This window comes from Microcoleus sp. BR0-C5 (assembly GCF_036705045.1).
Classification (GTDB): domain Bacteria; phylum Cyanobacteriota; class Cyanobacteriia; order Cyanobacteriales; family Microcoleaceae; genus Microcoleus.
On record NZ_JAUBTR010000008.1, the window covers coordinates 94,299 to 110,147 of the forward strand.

The following is a 15,849-nucleotide window of genomic DNA, read 5'->3' on the forward strand; positions in this document are numbered from 1 at the left end:
ACTGTTAAACGCTCTCTCACACACTTCTGATGCGAAATACCAAAATATTCTTTTTGTCAAGCTTGTTCCTGATTGGCTTAACAATTAGTTTTCTGCTGACTCCTGGTTGGTTATCAAACTGGTTCCCAAACCGCGCTAACGCAACTATGCCCCCGCAAACCCAAACCGCCGAATTTCGCGCATTCTGGGTGGACGCCTTCAACCCCGGCTTCAAAACGCCTCAAGAAGTCACAAAATTGATCGCAGACGCACAGCGGGCAAATGCAAACGCGATCGTCGCCCAAGTCCGCCGCCGTGGCGATGCTTTTTACACGAGTGCGATCGAACCCCGCACTCTAGATCCCAACGTTCCTGCGGGTTTCGATCCCCTGCAAGATTTGATTGATAAAGCCCACGCCGCAGGCATTGAAGTATACGCTTGGATGGTGACGCTGCCGGTGGTTTCCGGCGGCAAACTTCCCGCTGGTCACGTTTGGCAACAACACGGGCCTTCGGCCCCAGGAAACGACAATTGGGCAATGCTGACTTACGGGGGGGAATCACCCGGTTTCCTCGATCCCGGCCATCCAGACGCCGTAGATTATACTGTTTCCGTCTATTTGGACTTGCTGAAGCGCTACGATGTGGACGGTGTACAGTTGGATTATGTGCGCTACGGCGGGCCGACTTGGGGCTACAATCCGACTGCGATCGCCCGTTTCAATCAGCAAACAGGTCGATCGGGCAAACCCGCACCCACCGATCCCGCGTGGATGCAGTGGCGGCGCGAACAGGTGACAAATTTAGTGCGGAAGCTTTATGTAGAAAGCCTTGCGATTAAACCGCGTGTTAAAATTACCGCCGCCACGATCGCCTGGGGAGACGGCCCGCAAAACGATGCAGGGTGGTATCAAACGCAGCCTTACAAAGAAGTATTGCAAGATTGGCGCGCTTGGCTGGAGGAAGGGATCGTAGACATGGCGATGCCGATGACTTACCAGCGCGAGTACAAACCATCGCAAAAACTCGCTTATGACCACTGGATTGAGTTCGCCAAAGACCACCAGTACAACCGCCAAATTGCGATCGGCCCCGGCAATTACCTCAACTACATCGAAGACACTCTAGGCCAGATTCGCCGCGCCGAACAACCTTCTGCGAAAGGGAATCACGTAGCCGGTACGGTGCTGTATTCCTACGCTAGCAGCAACGTGTACACGAATGTGGAACTGCGATCGGGCGGTAGCGGTGATTTGCCCCGCCAGCCTTGGAAATACGTTCCCCAAAGCAACGATTTGTTTTACACCGCGCTGTCGCAGCCGAGTCAATACGTTGATGCTGCGACGGGCAAAACCTATGAAACTCAGCCTGTATGGGCGACAACCGCAGCGGTTCCCGATATGCCTTGGAAGTCGCGGCCGACTACAGGTGCGATCGCCGGAAATTTGCAGCGGTGCGCTCAAACTTGCGACGGTGCGAGCTTGACATTGCAGTCGATCGATGCTGCTGGCCAGGTGCGTCAACTGCGCGCCGATGGTAAAGGATGGTTTGGGGCGATCGAGCTTTCTCCGGGAACTTATCTGTTGAAAGTTGACGGAAGTCAAATTCAACAAACAGTTAATGTTGTCGCCGGTGAAGTCACCAAAATCAATCTCGGAGCATCTTAACTGCTTTACTCGTTACCAGGCTCTGCCTGGTAACGCATATCCGGAGGCTCTGCCTCCAATTTCGATAAAAGCTTGCGAGGCAGAGCCTCTAGATATCGGTTTCCAGGCAGAGCCTGGGAACCAGTTAACCAGTTAAATCAGTTAATATCATAAGCTAAAATAAAATCATCCCACATCAAATTATAAATTTATCAATCGAGATATGCTAACAACAGAAGCTGCTTTCACGCTCCGTAAATGGACAGTTAAAGAGTATCACAAGCTGGGAGAAATCGGAATTTTTAATCCAGAAGAACGACTCGAATTAATTGAAGGAAATATTATAAAATTAAGTGCAAAAGGAACTGTTCACGCTTCCGCCACTAGACGCACTGCTAGCCTGCTGCACAATCTTGTGGGAAATCAGGCTGCTGTTTATAATAAAAGCCCGATCGCCCTTGATGACAATTCTGAACCCGAACCGGATATCGCCGTAGTCAGAATCGATCCTTTTGACTATGCGACTCACCATCCCACTCCCTCAGAGGTATATCTCATTATCGAAGTGGCAGACAGCAGCTTAACTTTCGATCGCGAAATTAAAGCCAAAGCTTACGCGCGATCGGGAATTGCCGATTATTGGGTGCTAAATGTCAACGAAAGACAACTGCACGTTTTTCGAGAACCTGCGGAAGATGGGTATCAAAGCGAGGTTATTCTGGGAGAAAGCGCGAGCATTTCACCGCTGGAATTTCCTGCTTTCAATATCGCAATTCTGGCAATGTTGCCACCAATTATGCCATAGGTGCGCGCTGCGAACTTAATAATTTTTATTAACCGCAGAGGGCGCAGAGGGCGCAGAGAGAGAAGATAGAGAGGCAAGCATTTAATCTGTTGGTAAAAACCGCCAACTATTTTGAATTCATCGGCAATTTTATTCGCCTAAAAAATCGATACAATAAATCTAATAGTCGCAGTCGGTTTTAACCGACTTAAGCTTTGAGCCAGGGGTTTAAACCCCTGGCGGACTGGCGAACTGGCGACATATTTACTGACAACATCTTTAAGGACTGAAGTCGTTACTACAAGCCTAATCGCTTTCCAGAATGCTTGCTAGCAAAGCTTGCTGAGCGTGCATCCGATTTTCTGCCTGATCCCAAACGCGCGATTGACTGCCTTCAATTACTGCATCAGTAATCTCTTCATCTCGGTGTGCGGGCAAACAGTGCAATACAATTGCATTCTTATCTGCTAACTTCAGCAATTGTTCATTTACCTGATAGGGCTCAAACAAAGGAATCCTGATTTTTGCTTCCTCTTCCTGTCCCATACTCGCCCAAACATCAGTATAAATCACTTGAGCATTCTTCACAGCAGCTTCTGCGTCCGCCGTCACAGTAACTTCTGTTTTTCCATTAGCAATATTCTTAGCTTTTTCCGCTATCTCAGCATTCGGCTGGAAATCTTGAGGGCAAGCAATTCTGACATTCATTCCCGTCATTGCACAGCCCAACATTAGCGAATTAGCCATATTATTGCCATCGCCCAAATAAGTCAGGGTCAATCCTTCTAGCTTGCCAAAACACTCTTTTACTGTCATTAAATCCGCCAGCACTTGACATGGGTGTTCGTCATCTGTCAGCGCATTAATTACAGGAATTTTCGCATAATTGGCAAAAGTTGCTAAGTCCTTTTGCTCGAAAGTCCGAATCGCCAAAATGTCTAAATATCTGTCTAAAACCCTTGCTGTATCTACCAATGGTTCCCCGCGGCTGACTTGTGTAACGTTGGGATTAAGGTCAATTACTTGCCCTCCCAATTTATACATGGCCACCGTAAAACTTACCCGCGTTCGCGTTGAAGCTTTGGAAAATAACAAGCCTAGAACTTTATTGCGTTTCAGCTTGACCATTCCCGATTTTAAACTGGATGCTAGATCCAGCAAATAATTTAATTCGTCAATACTTAAATCTGCCAGACTTAATAAATCTCGCCCTTTTAAGGAATCCATGCTTTCCCCCACACACAAATTTTTAACTGTGTCTTAAATCTTAGCCCGCAGAGGTGGGTTTTGTTTCTGTAATCCCTAGTTGACATCTGCGGGTAAGGTTTATGCGGGCAATTGCTCGATCGCCCGATCGATCGAATCGCAACCTTGTTCAACCGTTTCTACCACAGCCAACAGGCCCCGCAATTCCCCAGCGCCCGGGAAACCCTTAGCATACCAGGTTAAGTGCTTGCGCGCTTGGCAAACACCGCTTTCACCTTTATATTCCCACAAAGCCCGCAAATGTTCCTTAGCACATTCGAGCCGTTCAATTGGTGTCGGAGCTATCTTTTCTACACCTGTTTTTATGAAATAATCAACTTCTCCCACCAAAAAAGGATAGCCCAAAGTTCCCCGCGAACACATCACTCCATCTGCGCCGGTTTCTTCCAGACATCGCATCGCTGCTTCCACAGAAAAAATATCCCCGTTAGCAATAACTGGAATCGATAAAACTTCTTTCACTCGGCGAATCCACTCCCATTTTGCCGGGCCGGTGTAACCTTGCGATCGAGTGCGGCCGTGCACGGTAATCATTTTTGCTCCCGCATCTTCCATCCGCTTCGCAAATTCCAAAATATTAATTTCTTTGTCAGTCCAACCGATTCTAGTTTTAACGGTGACAGGAACATCTACCGCTTCCACAACAGCCCGTACAATTGCCTCGGCCGTTTCCGGGTCTCGCAGCAGGGAAGAACCGCCGCCGTTTTTAGTAATTTTGTTAACCGGACAGCCCATATTAATATCAACAGTATCCGCTCCTTCTGCCACTGCTTTCTGCGCCGCTTCTGCCAAGAAATCCGGCCGGCAGTCAAACAATTGAATGCTAATCGGGCGCTCGTTCGGGTCAACTTCCATAATTCTCGGCAGTTGCTTCACGTAGTGCAAACCCGTAGCGTTCACCATTTCCGTGTACATCATCGAATCCGGCGCGTAGCGGCGCACCAGGCGACGAAATACCAAATCGGTAACGCCGGATAAGGGCGATTGCAGGACGCGGCTTTTAACTTCAAAATCGCCGATTTTGAGCGGAGTTGCTAACCTTTCTTTTAATTCGGGAGATAGAGCAAGCATAGTCGATCGCACTTAAATTATAATATCTGTATATTATACTACACTTCAGATAGTTGACCGTTGTTAAATATACTTTTAGCTGATTATTGAGTGACAGCTAAAAGTATATTTAACCTGACCGCAATGCCTATTTTACACATCCCGATCGCCCGAATTTGAATATTGTGAAACCAGGGCCCAAACGCCAACGCCGACCACAGTTAAATCTCTGTGCCGCTTCGATCTATCTATGGGGTGTGACCATTAATGAGGGATCTACCTACTAAGAGTGTTGCCCAACTCATATTTTTATTGTTTAACTCTGCCGAATGCTATGGCTGCCTTCGGCTCCGGCTGCCTTCAGACGACTAATGCTTAAATTTATTGGGATTCTGCAAAAGCCGTACATCAGATCGTTTTAAACTACAATTGGTGGATTCCTGACGACGCCGATCGAACATTCAAAAAATTGTAGAGAATTCCTATGGACGCCGCAGCACTCTGGCAACGCTATCAAGACTGGCTTTACTATCACGAGGGATTGGGACTTTACCTCGATATCAGCCGCATGGGATTCGACGACGCTTTCGCAGCAGCACTGAAGCCCAAATTTGACAAAGCTTTCAAAGATATGGCAGCTTTGGAAGCAGGTGCGATCGCCAATCCCGACGAAAACCGCATGGTGGGCCACTACTGGTTGCGAAACCCCGATTTAGCTCCCACTCCAGAATTAAAACAAGAAATAGTCGAAGGCATAGCACAAGTCGAAACATTTGTCAATAAAGTTCAAAACCGCGATATTAAACCGCCCTTTGCTCCGCAATTTACCGACATAATTTCGATCGGCATCGGTGGTTCGGCCCTGGGCCCCCAATTTGTCGCCGAAGCTTTATCCCCAGACATTCCGCCCCTAGCAATACATTTTATCGACAACACAGATCCCGCCGGGATCGATCGAGTCCTCAACAAAATTAAAGACAAACTCGCCAGCACCCTAGTAATTACAATCTCCAAATCCGGCGGCACCCCCGAACCCCGCAACGGCATGATCGAAGTTCAAAAAGCCTTCGCCGCCCAAAAACTGGATTTTGCCAAACAAGCAATTGCCATCACTGGATGTGACAGCAAACTAGACAAATTAGCCAAATCCGAAGGCTGGATTGCCAGCTTCCCGATGGCCGACTGGGTGGGAGGACGCACTTCGGAACTCTCAGCAGTAGGACTTTTGCCAGCAGCTTTGCAAGGCATCGACATTCAGGCGATGCTCGACGGCGCTAAAGTCATGGACGAAGCTACCAGAACCACCGAAATAAAACATAATCCCGCCGCCTTGTTAGCAATGTCCTGGTATTTTGCTTGCAACGGACGTGGCGAAAAAGATATGGTAGTTTTGCCGTATAAAGATTCACTGCTATTGTTCAGCCGCTACTTGCAGCAATTAGTCATGGAATCGATCGGCAAACAGGAAGATTTAGACGGCAACACAGTTCATCAAGGAATCGCAGTTTACGGCAACAAAGGCACCACCGACCAACACGCCTACGTCCAGCAACTGCGAGACGGCGTGCCGAATTTCTTCCTAACATTTATCGAAGTTTTGCAAGACAGGCAAGGCATTTCCCCAGAAGTAGAAACCGGCGTCACTTCAGGAGATTATTTGTCGGGTTTGTTGCAGGGAACTCGACAAGCTTTGTACGAAAATCACCGAGATTCCATTACTGTCACAATTCCCCAAGTCAACCCGGAGACAGTAGGAGCATTAATCGCCCTCTACGAAAGAGCAGTAGGTTTTTACGGTTCCTTGGTGAATGTCAATGCCTATCACCAACCGGGCGTCGAAGCAGGCAAAAAAGCAGCCGCTGCTGTATTGGACTTGCAGCAACGGGTACTGCAAGTGCTCAAAGACGCCCAAAAACCTCTGTCTGTAGCAGAACTAGCAAAAAAAGCAGGAAGATCAGAGCAAATCGAGACAATTTACAAAACTCTGCGGCATTTGGCAGCCAACGGGCGCGGCGTAGCTTTGGAGGGCAAATTATCGCAGCCTGCTACTTTAACTGCAAGTTATAAACAGAATTAAACAGTAGAATTAAAAATTAAAAGTGAAATTAGTCACTTTTAATTTTTAAGGTTTAATTTTTAAATTCCCCTCATGCCCTTGACGATTCTGGTTGCTGACGACGATTTCGCGACTCGCTTGTCGATTACCGATTATCTGGAAATTACCGGATACTCTGTAATCCCTGCGGAGAATGGCAAAGAAGCTTTAGGTTTGGTAGAGGAATTTCAGCCCCACTTGATTGTTACCGACATTACAATGCCCCAGATGGATGGCTACGAATTCGTCCGGCGAGTTCGGACTCGTCCCGCTTTCCGCTTGCTGCCGGTGATTTTTTTGACGGAACGCACGAGCACACAGGAACGGATTCGCGGCTATCAGATGGGGTGCGACAATTATCTGGCTAAACCTTTTGAACTCCCAGAGTTAGGGGCGGTTATTCGCTCTTTGCTCGATCGCTACGCTCTAATCGCTCAGGCCCCCTCTCGTTCCCCGGAACCCGAACCGACGCCCACAGAGGCACCCAGCAGAGCCAATGGCAAGCCAGAAGCGGATTTTTTAAATCACAAGTCAAACACAGGCGATTCCCTACGGGATAGCTCCGCCGCGCGTGCATCTCCCAGCCAAAATGCTCCGACTTTGACTCAGCGAGAGCGACAAGTGCTAGATTTGCTGACAGAAGGTCTTTCTAATATTCAAATAGGCTCCACACTCCACCTCAGCCCTCGAACGATCGAAAAGCACGTCAGCAGCTTGTTCAGAAAAACAGAAAGCAACAACCGAGCAGAACTCGTTCGCTTTGCGATGGAACACCATTTAGTCAGATAACCGCAAATGCTCTGGGCAAGAAAATTACCTGCACTTACCACGCTGAATAAATAACATCATGGTCAACAATTACTTAAAAAATCAGAAAATTATAGAAGCTGCTAATGCTGCAGCTTCTATAATTTTCTGTATGGCCATGACCTCCATGGGAATCACCAAGTATTACAGCGTTTTACAGGGTGGAGAAAACTATAACGATTTCCCTACCAGCGGTTTCAGTCTCATCCGACTTATAATTAACGGTTCCTACTTGATAGCACTCGTTGTGTATGTTATCTGGTTATTTCAAAAAAAACACGTAGGTTCAACCTTTCTAGATATTTGCAAGTATGCCATCCCCTTCCTGGCACTTGCCCTCATAGCTTATCCCCTAAGTAATGACATTTATATTTACTTGCATTACGGAGTCATGAGCTTAAATAAAATCAATCCTTACTTGAATACGTCCGCTAGCTTTGTCTCTAGCTTGTCGCCGTTCATCCACTGGTTTCAAACTTCCACATACGGCCCGGTTTCTATGTTCTTTTTTTCGGTATCAGCACTTGCAGTACCAATTAGCCCGTTAGTGGGAGTTTATATTTTTAAAATAATATGTTTATGCGTACATACACTCAATGCTTACTTGATTTGGCGATTACTGAAAAATTCCGAGAACCGCAGCCTGATCGCAATGGCATATCTACTCAATCCAATGCTCTTGAACCAGCAGATAGTTAATGCTCATCTTGACGTTTTGCTGGCCAATACATTGATTGTGTTAATAGGATGTATTTATTACCAACGTTATGTTTTGGCCATTTTAGCAATTTGGGTGGGTTTTCTAGTAAAAACCTTACCTGTAATTTGGTTTCCCTTAGTTTTGGCTTTCCTCTGCAAGCAGCGTCGGTGGAAAGATTTAGCAGCATCATTCTTGCTTTATTTATTAATTATCGCGGTGATAACTCATACATTTATGCCAACAGTTTCAGCTTGGAGAAGTCTTTTAAATCCGGGAACCGCCGGGGCGACCGCTCGATCTTTTCACCATGCGATCACTTTATTTCTGAATTTTTTGCCAAATGTAAGTCTTGAAACTCGGGAAAGTCTTCTATCATTCCTCAAATATTTTGTGTATTTAAGCTGGATTGTTTACTATGCAGGGACGTTAATTAAATCATTATTCCGCAAAAAAGATTCGGAAATTAATTTGGTATCAGATATAGGATGGACGACTCTGACTTTGTTTTTGTTTGCTACACCTTGGCTAATGCCTTGGTATCCATCTATTTTGTTGCCAATTGCTGCTTTGAGTATCAATTCTCCCCATTTTGTATTGACAAGTTTAACTTTTTCTTTGTCACCCAGTATCATCTTGGGAGCGGGATCGGGAACAACTGTGATATCCCTAGTTACGAGTTTTGTTAGCGTTGTCCCCCCTACAGTATTGCTAATATTCGGGCGGAAAAAGGCACTTTTTTAAAGTGATTGCTGGCCGCCAACTCTTAATTTTTCCTGACTGACAACGTACTCCAACAAACCCTCGGAAGCATCGTGCAGCAAATCAATTACTCGATCGAATCCCTCCGGGCCGCCGTAGTAAGGATCTGGCACTTCTTTCAGGTCGTATTTCTGGCAAAAATCGCACATCAGCCGCACTTTATCTTTATACTTTCCAGCGGCATCCAGGGCAAGAATATTGCGATAATTGTCGCGATCCATGGCCAGAATCAAATCAAAATTTTCAAAATCTTTCTTGGTAAATTGGCGGGCTTCGCCTAACAATTCAATATCTCGCTTCCTCGCTGCCAATGCCATCCGCCTGTCAGGGGGGCTGCCAATGTGATAGCTAGCAGTTCCGGCAGAATCGCAGCTAATACGATCGCTCAAACCAGCTTTTTCAATTAAGTGATTCATAATATTTTCTGCTGAGGGCGATCGGCAGATATTTCCGAGGCAGACAAACAATAATTTAGTCATTAGTTAGTAGTTATTAGTTATTAGTTATTAGTTATTAGTTATTAGTCAGTCAACAGTCAACAGTGCTAATTTGTAGGGTGCGTCGCTTTCAGAGTCAATCTGCAAGTTCCATCGAACATGGAGCAGCGACGCACCTTACTATAGCGGTTTTCCAGAAAGTTTAATCAGTCAACAGTCAACAGTCAACAATTGACAATTGACTGATGACTAATGACTAATGACTAACCGAAACCGGGGAGATTTAGTCCACCGGTGAGTTCTTCCATTTTCTCCCGCATCGTCATCGTAGACTTAGCGTAAGCATCCTGCATCGCCACCGTGACGAGTTCAGAAACCACATCAGCACCTTCACCGAGGGCATCCGGTGAGATTTCCACGCGGCGGGGTTCTTGGTTGCCGCTGAGAAAAACCTTGACCAAGCCGCCGCCGGCAGTTCCCTCAATTTCCATGACATCCAACTCTTCTTGGAGCTTTTTAGCTCCTTCTTGAACCTGCTGAGCTTTTTTGAAAGCTTCAGTCAGTTCTTTCATTTTTCCCAGGCCGAAGCCAAATCCTTGTCCTGATTTTGTCATAACTACTTTTTGATGGTGTGTGGGCTGGCAGTCTGCCGTTTCCGTATTACTTCAATGATGCCTTAGAAGGGAAACTCTCCCAGTATTCTAACTTCTGGCTCCAACAACAGCGACCACCGCTGCTCGACTTGCTGTTGAACGTGGCGGATCACTTGAAAAATATCATTGGCCGTTGCCGACCCGCAGTTAAGAATAAAATTAGCATGGCGCTGAGCTACTTGTGCGCCACCGATCTGATATCCCTTCAGTCCCGCTTGTTCGATGAACCAACCTGCCGTCTTGGGGCCAGGGTTACGGAAGACTGAGCCACAGCTCGGTAAGTGGTAAGGTTGAGTTGTCCGCCGCTGGCTGAAATGGTCATTAGTTTCTGCCATTACTTGCGATCGATCGAATCCCGGCTGTAACTGGAAAGTCGCTTCTGTTACTAGCCGATCGCCCCCTTGCAGCATCGAAGTCCGGTAGCGGTACTCCAACTCTTGGGGAGTCAGAATTTCCACCTTGCCGCCGGGGGATAGGACGCGAGCGTTGACCAGAATATCAGCAGTACAGCCTCTGTGAGCGCCTGCATTCATCACCACAGCCCCTCCCACCGTACCCGGTATGCCGACTGCCCATTCTAGACCTTTCCAGCCCCGTTTAGCCGCCAACCAAGCGAGGCGGGGAATTGACTCCCCCGCCCCCGCTGTAACTTGACCGGTTTCTGGATTAAAATTCACCTGTTTCAGGTAGCGAGTGCCGACGACCAAACCGGACAAACCCCGATCGCTCACCAACAAATTAGAACCCGCACCCAGCAGAGTCACCGGCACTCCTTCATCGTGTGCCCAGGCAAAAGTCGCTTGCAAAGCCTCCATACTGCGGGGAGCAACGTACCACTCGGCGGGGCCCCCGACTCGGAACGAAGTCAGGCCCGCCAGCGAAACTTGGGAGTTAATCTTGCAATCAGTTCCCCGCAAAGCAATAGGAGAATACACTCGTCGATAGTCCTTAACAGAGGAGTCATTCGAGATAGTCACCATCTTGAAAATCCTTAAAAATACCTTCGCTCGAAGACGTGGTTGAAAATCCATTTAGCTAACTTATGTCGCCCCTTTGAGCGAGCCGTCCGACAGAAGTTTCGGCACAATGTGCCACGCCATAATGTCGATCAACTCTACTCAGTTCGCGAGCTAATCGGGGCGATCGGCTTGTTGATAAAAAGCCATAACCTCTGGAATAATCTGATTCAGATTACCAGCACCCAAAAACAGAGCCAAATCCCCCGGTTGCAGATTTTGGGTTAAAAACTTAGTGACTGACTCCAGGGAAGGCGCAAACTCAACCTCTCGGCCTTCTTTAGCAATCAAATCAGCAACCTGCTGCCCGCTAATTTCTCCTAAATTCGGTTCCCCAGCACTATAAATATCGCAAGCCACAACCAAATCAGCATCCCCAAAAGATTGAGCAAATTCTGGCAAAAATGTCAGAGTCCGGCTGTAACGGTGGGGTTGAAAAATTGCAACCACTCTTCGGGATTTGGGATTTTTTTCGCTACCTTCGATCCGCAAGCGAGCAGCCGCCAAGGTGACACGAATTTCGCTAGGATGGTGGGCGTAGTCGTCCACAAACAGGATGTCATTGTGAAAACCCCGCACCTCAAAACGGCGGCGAGCTCCTTCAAAGCCAGCAATCGCTTTGGCAATCGCCGAAAACTCTAACCCCAACAATCGGCCCACTGCTACTGCAGCTAGTGCATTGCTGAGATTGTGTGTGCCCAGCAACTTCAACTCCATTTCCCCCAGGAAAGCTCCTCGCTCCCAAATCCGGGCCTTGGTACTTTCGGCCCCGTACTCCACGTCCGAAGCCGTATAGTCAGCACCGCTGTCCGGCTGCAAGCTATAACTGACATGAGGGTGAAGGCAGTCTTTGACGATTTGGTCGTCAATGCAGCCCACCAACGTTTGACAGTTTTGGGCAAACACCTTAAATGTGTCTATTACCTGGTCAAGGGTATCGTAATGGTCTGGATGATCCAGTTCCACGTTCGTTACTATGCCAATTTTGGCTACCAGCTTAACGAGAGAACCGTCGGATTCATCAGCCTCGGCCACTAAGTAGGGGCCTTCCCCCAAACGGGCATTGCCTTCCCAAGCATTTACCTCGCCTCCTACTACGATGGTCGGGTCTAGACCCGCAGCCATCAGCATGAAGCCGATTAAGCTGCTAGTAGTAGTTTTGCCATGAGTCCCGGCTACGGCTATGCTTTGGTAATCTTGAATTAACGCTGCCAACACATCCGATCGGTGAAAAATCGGACAGCCCAAATCTAAAGCAGCTCGATATTCGGCATTGGCTGGGTGAATAGCCGTCGAACATACTACTTGAGGCAATCCCAGAATTGCTTGGGCGCTTGAACCGTTGCCGTTCAATTGCAGAGCTTTGGCTGTCGCGACAGAAGTCCCTACCGTACCCGCGATCGAGGATACTGCCCTTTCCTGTTGCCCGCAGTCGGGACTGCTACCGTTAAGGGTCGTTTGAAATAATTCAAAATTGCTGGCGTCTTGACTCCAAAAAATATGAGCTCCCATTCCTTGCAAGCGCTCGGTTATGTGACTCGATTTAATGTCGGAGCCGTACACAGGCAACTTGCGTTTAGCTAGAATGTAGGCAAGGGCTGACATCCCAATCCCACCAATGCCGATGAAATGAAATGGTCTACCGCTAAAATCAACAGAACTCGGCATCTTTGCTCCTCACACACCACACCACGCCAATAACACGCGATATCATATCAAGAATTGTTTTTTCAGGATACAGTTCGCTAGAGATTTTGTACAAAATTCTCTGCGCGTCCCTAGATTTGAGGGACTTGTAGAGATGTTTGTCTTGTATCCTATATGACTTAGTACCGAGTAGTTTTCCGGAACAGTCACAGCTCGAAAATTGCAGGTAAGAGAAAACGCGGTCTGGGGCCTGTGCCAATAGACTAATTTTGGGTGGTTGCATACTCCTGCATTCTTTCTATTTCTATCCGCCTGCTGTGCTGGGATACGGCAGCAAAAGCCCCACAACCTTTCTACCAAGATTGAGGGTAAAACCCATAAGGATTTACAAACACTACCACGAACAACAAAATTTCGCTCCTTTTATAGTCATTTATCTACTCCTACGGTCATTTTTTCTTGAGAGTCAGAGATTGACACGATCGCAGCTATAGTATATATTTTTAATTTATTGTATGTATACAATTTATGCAGTTAGTCGAAATAGTCGCAAAGTCATAGATCAAACCAAATCATTGGTTTTGATCGAGAAGCCGATGGACGTTCTTGGCAGCCCTTAAAATTTTTACAAAAAAATGGGGTCTAAAGCCCCGTCCTTTTAGGACGGCTTTGTGCTAACATTTTAACGTAACGATTTCCCACGTAAAATGTTTGTCCTAGAGTTCAAGGCTAAAGGAAAACCAAATCAATACGTAGCAATAGACGAGGCAATCAGAACTGCTCAGTTCGTTCGGAATAAGTGCATCCGTTTTTGGATCGACAACCGAGGCGTGGGGCAGAAATAATTTTATCGTCACAGCACATTATTGAGAGAAGAGTTTTCTTTTGTCAAAGCCTTGAACTCTAGCGCTTGCCAAGCTTCAGTGGAAAGAGCTTATTCTGCGATTGCTCGATTCTACGACAACTGCAAAAAAGCTGTTCCCGGAAAGAAGGGCTATCCGCAGTTCAAGAAAAACTGTCGTTCTGTCGAATATAAGATTAGCGGTTGGAAACTTAATGAAACTCGGAAACAAATCACTTTCACCGACAAGAAAGGCATTGGTAAGCTCAAACTCAAAGGGACGTGGGATCTAAACTTCTACCAGCTCGATCAAATAAAACGAGTGCGATTAATACGTCGCGCTGATGGCTACTACGTTCAGTTCTTAATCAGTGCTGACAACAAAGTAGATACAGTACCGACAGGTAAGACGATTGGTTTAGATGTAGGACTCAAAGAGTTCTATATTGACTCCGATGGTCACGCCGAACCTAGCCCCAAGTTTTATCGAACGAGTGAAAAACGGTTGAAATTTAGACAGCGCCATGTTTCTCGCAAAAAGAAAGGCTCTGCCAACCGCAAGAAAGCCATTAATCGACTAGGGCGATCACACCTCAAAATAAGCAGGCAACGTGAAGAACACGCTAAGAGACTAGCGCGTTGCGTTACCCAATCTAACGATTTGGTCGCCTAGGTCGATTTGAGGATTAAAAACCTAGTTAAAAATCACTGTCTCGCTAAGTCGATTAATGATGCTGGTTGGTATCAGTTCAGGAAGTGGTTAGAGTATTTTGGAGTGAAGTTTGGGAGGGTGACAGTCGCTGTCAACCCAGCCTATACATCTCAAGAATGCTCTAGCTGCGGTGCAATAGTTAAAAAATCTCTGTCTGTAAGAACCCATGCTTGTGAATGTGGACTTGTTATGGACAGAGGGAATGCCGCTGTTAATATCCTGAAATTAGCATTAAGTACGGTAGGGCATACCGGAACTTGGGTCTTAGACTCGAACGCTTTGGGAGATTCGACCTCTACTTTGGCTGGAGCAATCCTGTCTGAGCAAGTTGGATCTGCGAACAAAGAATCCCCACGCCTTTAGGCCCGGGAGTGTCAACACTGCGATAAGTATATCTACCGTCAAAACTTTTTAGACCGCCAACAAACGAATGCTCAGGCGGTCGATCGCGCACTCAAAACAAGTTGGGATTAATATTGGCAAGGTTAATCATCCAGTCCCGAACCCACTCCGACGCTCAGAACCGGGTTTTTTAAGTCTTATTGAAGGTTTGGACGAATTAAGGGGGTTGAAAAAACCGGTTTCAGCGTCCAGGACGATCGTCGAAACTAGGGTCGTCCAGGGGTTTGTCCCCAATGTAAAGCGAGGGTTTTCTCATAAACGAGCTTATGGTTAAAAGCGTATAAACATAAAATTGGCGCGATGTCTGTATTAATCCTGATTTTGGGGAAATATGGGGAAAATAGCGATTTTGGGGGGGACTTTTGACCCGGTGCACTGGGGTCACGTTTTGGTAGCCGAAACGGCTGCGAGTCAATTTGCTCTCGATCGAGTCATTTGGGTACCGGATCGCTCTCCTCCTCACAAGTGGCGCCCGGATTTGGCAAGTTTTGAGCAGCGGCGGGAAATGCTGGCTTTGGCGATCGCCGATCGCCCAGACTTCGTAATTTCGCCCCTGTCGGCAAATCCCTCCGACAGTTCTTTTGCGATCGACACCTTGCTGTATTTGCAAAAATTGTATCCAGGCGATCATCGCTGGTACTGGATTATTGGTAGTGACGCACTCCTTAGTCTTCCCAAATGGCACCGGTGCGGCGAAATTGCCGGGTTGTGCGACTGGTTGGTGGCCCCACGTCCGAGTCACGGAGATCGAGTGACAGCAGAAAGCGGGGAGATGGGGGGACTGTCCGAGTGGGGAGATTGTCCCGGTGGAAAACCCCTCGATTCCGGGGGGGACAGGATGCAGGTTCAGGCGAATGCTGTGGGCCGACGAGTTGCCGAACAAATGGCTCTTTTGGACGTGGAAATTCGCTGGGAAGTGCTGTCCATGCGTGCGATCGAGATTTCGTCGAGCCACATCCGCCGCTGCTGCGCCGAAAGGATCGACCTCCGCTACTTAGTCCCGGAAGTTGTCGGGACTTATATTGCAGCCCATCAGCTTTACCAGTAACCAGCGG

General features: G+C 47.4%; 12 protein-coding genes and 1 pseudogene. 7 read left to right on the forward strand and 6 right to left on the reverse strand.

Going from position 1 to position 15,849, the window contains the following annotated elements; all coding sequences use genetic code 11:
- Window positions 1–29: 29 nt before the first annotated feature.
- Both QUB08_RS05980 and QUB08_RS05985 read left to right on the forward strand, forming a co-directional pair.
- Complete coding sequence (locus tag QUB08_RS05980) at window positions 30–1,646, forward strand: family 10 glycosylhydrolase (protein ID WP_333223900.1); 1,617 nt, start codon at window positions 30–32, stop codon at window positions 1,644–1,646.
- Window positions 1,647–1,848: 202 nt separating this feature from the next.
- On the forward strand, window positions 1,849–2,430 hold the full coding sequence (locus QUB08_RS05985; protein ID WP_333223901.1) for a Uma2 family endonuclease: 582 nt from the start codon (window positions 1,849–1,851) through the stop codon (window positions 2,428–2,430).
- Window positions 2,431–2,715: 285 nt separating this feature from the next.
- Here the strand turns inward: QUB08_RS05985 and argF are convergent, their stop codons facing one another.
- Complete coding sequence (argF, locus tag QUB08_RS05990; RefSeq protein ID WP_333223902.1) at window positions 2,716–3,636, reverse strand: ornithine carbamoyltransferase; 921 nt, start codon at window positions 3,634–3,636, stop codon at window positions 2,716–2,718.
- A 99-nt stretch (window positions 3,637–3,735) separates the two neighbouring features.
- Window positions 3,736–4,746, reverse strand: coding sequence for a tRNA dihydrouridine synthase DusB (gene dusB, locus QUB08_RS05995; RefSeq protein WP_333223903.1), 1,011 nt, complete (start codon window positions 4,744–4,746; stop codon window positions 3,736–3,738).
- A gap of 463 nt (window positions 4,747–5,209) precedes the next feature.
- Between dusB and QUB08_RS06000 the strand changes: the two genes are divergently transcribed.
- The 3 genes from QUB08_RS06000 to QUB08_RS06010 all read left to right on the forward strand — a co-directional run bounded on the left by QUB08_RS06000 (window position 5,210) and on the right by QUB08_RS06010 (window position 9,068).
- On the forward strand, window positions 5,210–6,802 hold the full coding sequence (locus QUB08_RS06000) for a glucose-6-phosphate isomerase (protein ID WP_333223904.1): 1,593 nt from the start codon (window positions 5,210–5,212) through the stop codon (window positions 6,800–6,802).
- 72 nt (window positions 6,803–6,874) lie between these two features.
- Window positions 6,875–7,609, forward strand: a complete 735-nt coding sequence (locus tag QUB08_RS06005) for a DNA-binding response regulator (protein ID WP_333223905.1) — start codon at window positions 6,875–6,877, stop codon at window positions 7,607–7,609.
- A 58-nt stretch (window positions 7,610–7,667) separates the two neighbouring features.
- Window positions 7,668–9,068 (forward strand): hypothetical protein, encoded by a 1,401-nt coding sequence (locus tag QUB08_RS06010; protein WP_333223906.1) that lies wholly within the window; start codon window positions 7,668–7,670, stop codon window positions 9,066–9,068.
- On the opposite strand, the gene QUB08_RS06015 is transcribed toward QUB08_RS06010, so the two are convergent.
- The 4 genes from QUB08_RS06015 to murC form a co-directional block, all read right to left on the reverse strand.
- On the reverse strand, window positions 9,065–9,565 hold the full coding sequence (locus tag QUB08_RS06015) for a low molecular weight protein-tyrosine-phosphatase (protein ID WP_333223907.1): 501 nt from the start codon (window positions 9,563–9,565) through the stop codon (window positions 9,065–9,067). The two genes, QUB08_RS06010 and QUB08_RS06015, sit on opposite strands and share 4 nt — an antisense overlap.
- 221 nt (window positions 9,566–9,786) lie before the next feature.
- The gene (locus tag QUB08_RS06020; protein WP_006634273.1) at window positions 9,787–10,137 is read right to left on the reverse strand and encodes a YbaB/EbfC family nucleoid-associated protein; all 351 of its coding nucleotides are present in this window, start codon (window positions 10,135–10,137) and stop codon (window positions 9,787–9,789) included.
- Window positions 10,138–10,199: 62 nt separating this feature from the next.
- Window positions 10,200–11,156, reverse strand: a complete 957-nt coding sequence (gene murB, locus QUB08_RS06025; RefSeq protein ID WP_333223908.1) for a UDP-N-acetylmuramate dehydrogenase — start codon at window positions 11,154–11,156, stop codon at window positions 10,200–10,202.
- Between the two features lie 150 nt (window positions 11,157–11,306).
- On the reverse strand, window positions 11,307–12,860 hold the full coding sequence (murC, locus tag QUB08_RS06030; protein ID WP_333223909.1) for a UDP-N-acetylmuramate--L-alanine ligase: 1,554 nt from the start codon (window positions 12,858–12,860) through the stop codon (window positions 11,307–11,309).
- A 686-nt stretch (window positions 12,861–13,546) separates the two neighbouring features.
- On the opposite strand from murC, the pseudogene QUB08_RS06035 reads away from it, so the two are divergent.
- Both QUB08_RS06035 and nadD read left to right on the forward strand, forming a co-directional pair.
- Window positions 13,547–14,755 (forward strand): annotated as a pseudogene (locus QUB08_RS06035) (RNA-guided endonuclease InsQ/TnpB family protein).
- A 370-nt stretch (window positions 14,756–15,125) separates the two neighbouring features.
- Window positions 15,126–15,842 (forward strand): nicotinate (nicotinamide) nucleotide adenylyltransferase, encoded by a 717-nt coding sequence (gene nadD / locus QUB08_RS06040; protein ID WP_333223910.1) that lies wholly within the window; start codon window positions 15,126–15,128, stop codon window positions 15,840–15,842.
- Window positions 15,843–15,849 lie beyond the last annotated feature (7 nt).

What these genes read in the sequence shown, in the direction of transcription:
- QUB08_RS05980 (WP_333223900.1), top strand. Translation starts at nt 30, where the DNA reads ATGCGAAATACCAAAATATTCTTTTTGTCAAGCTTGTTCCTGATTGGC.
- QUB08_RS05985 (WP_333223901.1), top strand. Translation starts at nt 1,849, where the DNA reads ATGCTAACAACAGAAGCTGCTTTCACGCTCCGTAAATGGACAGTTAAA.
- argF (WP_333223902.1), bottom strand. Translation starts at nt 3,636, where the DNA reads ATGGATTCCTTAAAAGGGCGAGATTTATTAAGTCTGGCAGATTTAAGT.
- dusB (WP_333223903.1), bottom strand. Translation starts at nt 4,746, where the DNA reads ATGCTTGCTCTATCTCCCGAATTAAAAGAAAGGTTAGCAACTCCGCTC.
- QUB08_RS06000 (WP_333223904.1), top strand. Translation starts at nt 5,210, where the DNA reads ATGGACGCCGCAGCACTCTGGCAACGCTATCAAGACTGGCTTTACTAT.
- QUB08_RS06005 (WP_333223905.1), top strand. Translation starts at nt 6,875, where the DNA reads ATGCCCTTGACGATTCTGGTTGCTGACGACGATTTCGCGACTCGCTTG.
- QUB08_RS06010 (WP_333223906.1), top strand. Translation starts at nt 7,668, where the DNA reads ATGGTCAACAATTACTTAAAAAATCAGAAAATTATAGAAGCTGCTAAT.
- QUB08_RS06015 (WP_333223907.1), bottom strand. Translation starts at nt 9,565, where the DNA reads ATGACTAAATTATTGTTTGTCTGCCTCGGAAATATCTGCCGATCGCCC.
- QUB08_RS06020 (WP_006634273.1), bottom strand. Translation starts at nt 10,137, where the DNA reads ATGACAAAATCAGGACAAGGATTTGGCTTCGGCCTGGGAAAAATGAAA.
- murB (WP_333223908.1), bottom strand. Translation starts at nt 11,156, where the DNA reads ATGGTGACTATCTCGAATGACTCCTCTGTTAAGGACTATCGACGAGTG.
- murC (WP_333223909.1), bottom strand. Translation starts at nt 12,860, where the DNA reads ATGCCGAGTTCTGTTGATTTTAGCGGTAGACCATTTCATTTCATCGGC.
- nadD (WP_333223910.1), top strand. Translation starts at nt 15,126, where the DNA reads ATGGGGAAAATAGCGATTTTGGGGGGGACTTTTGACCCGGTGCACTGG.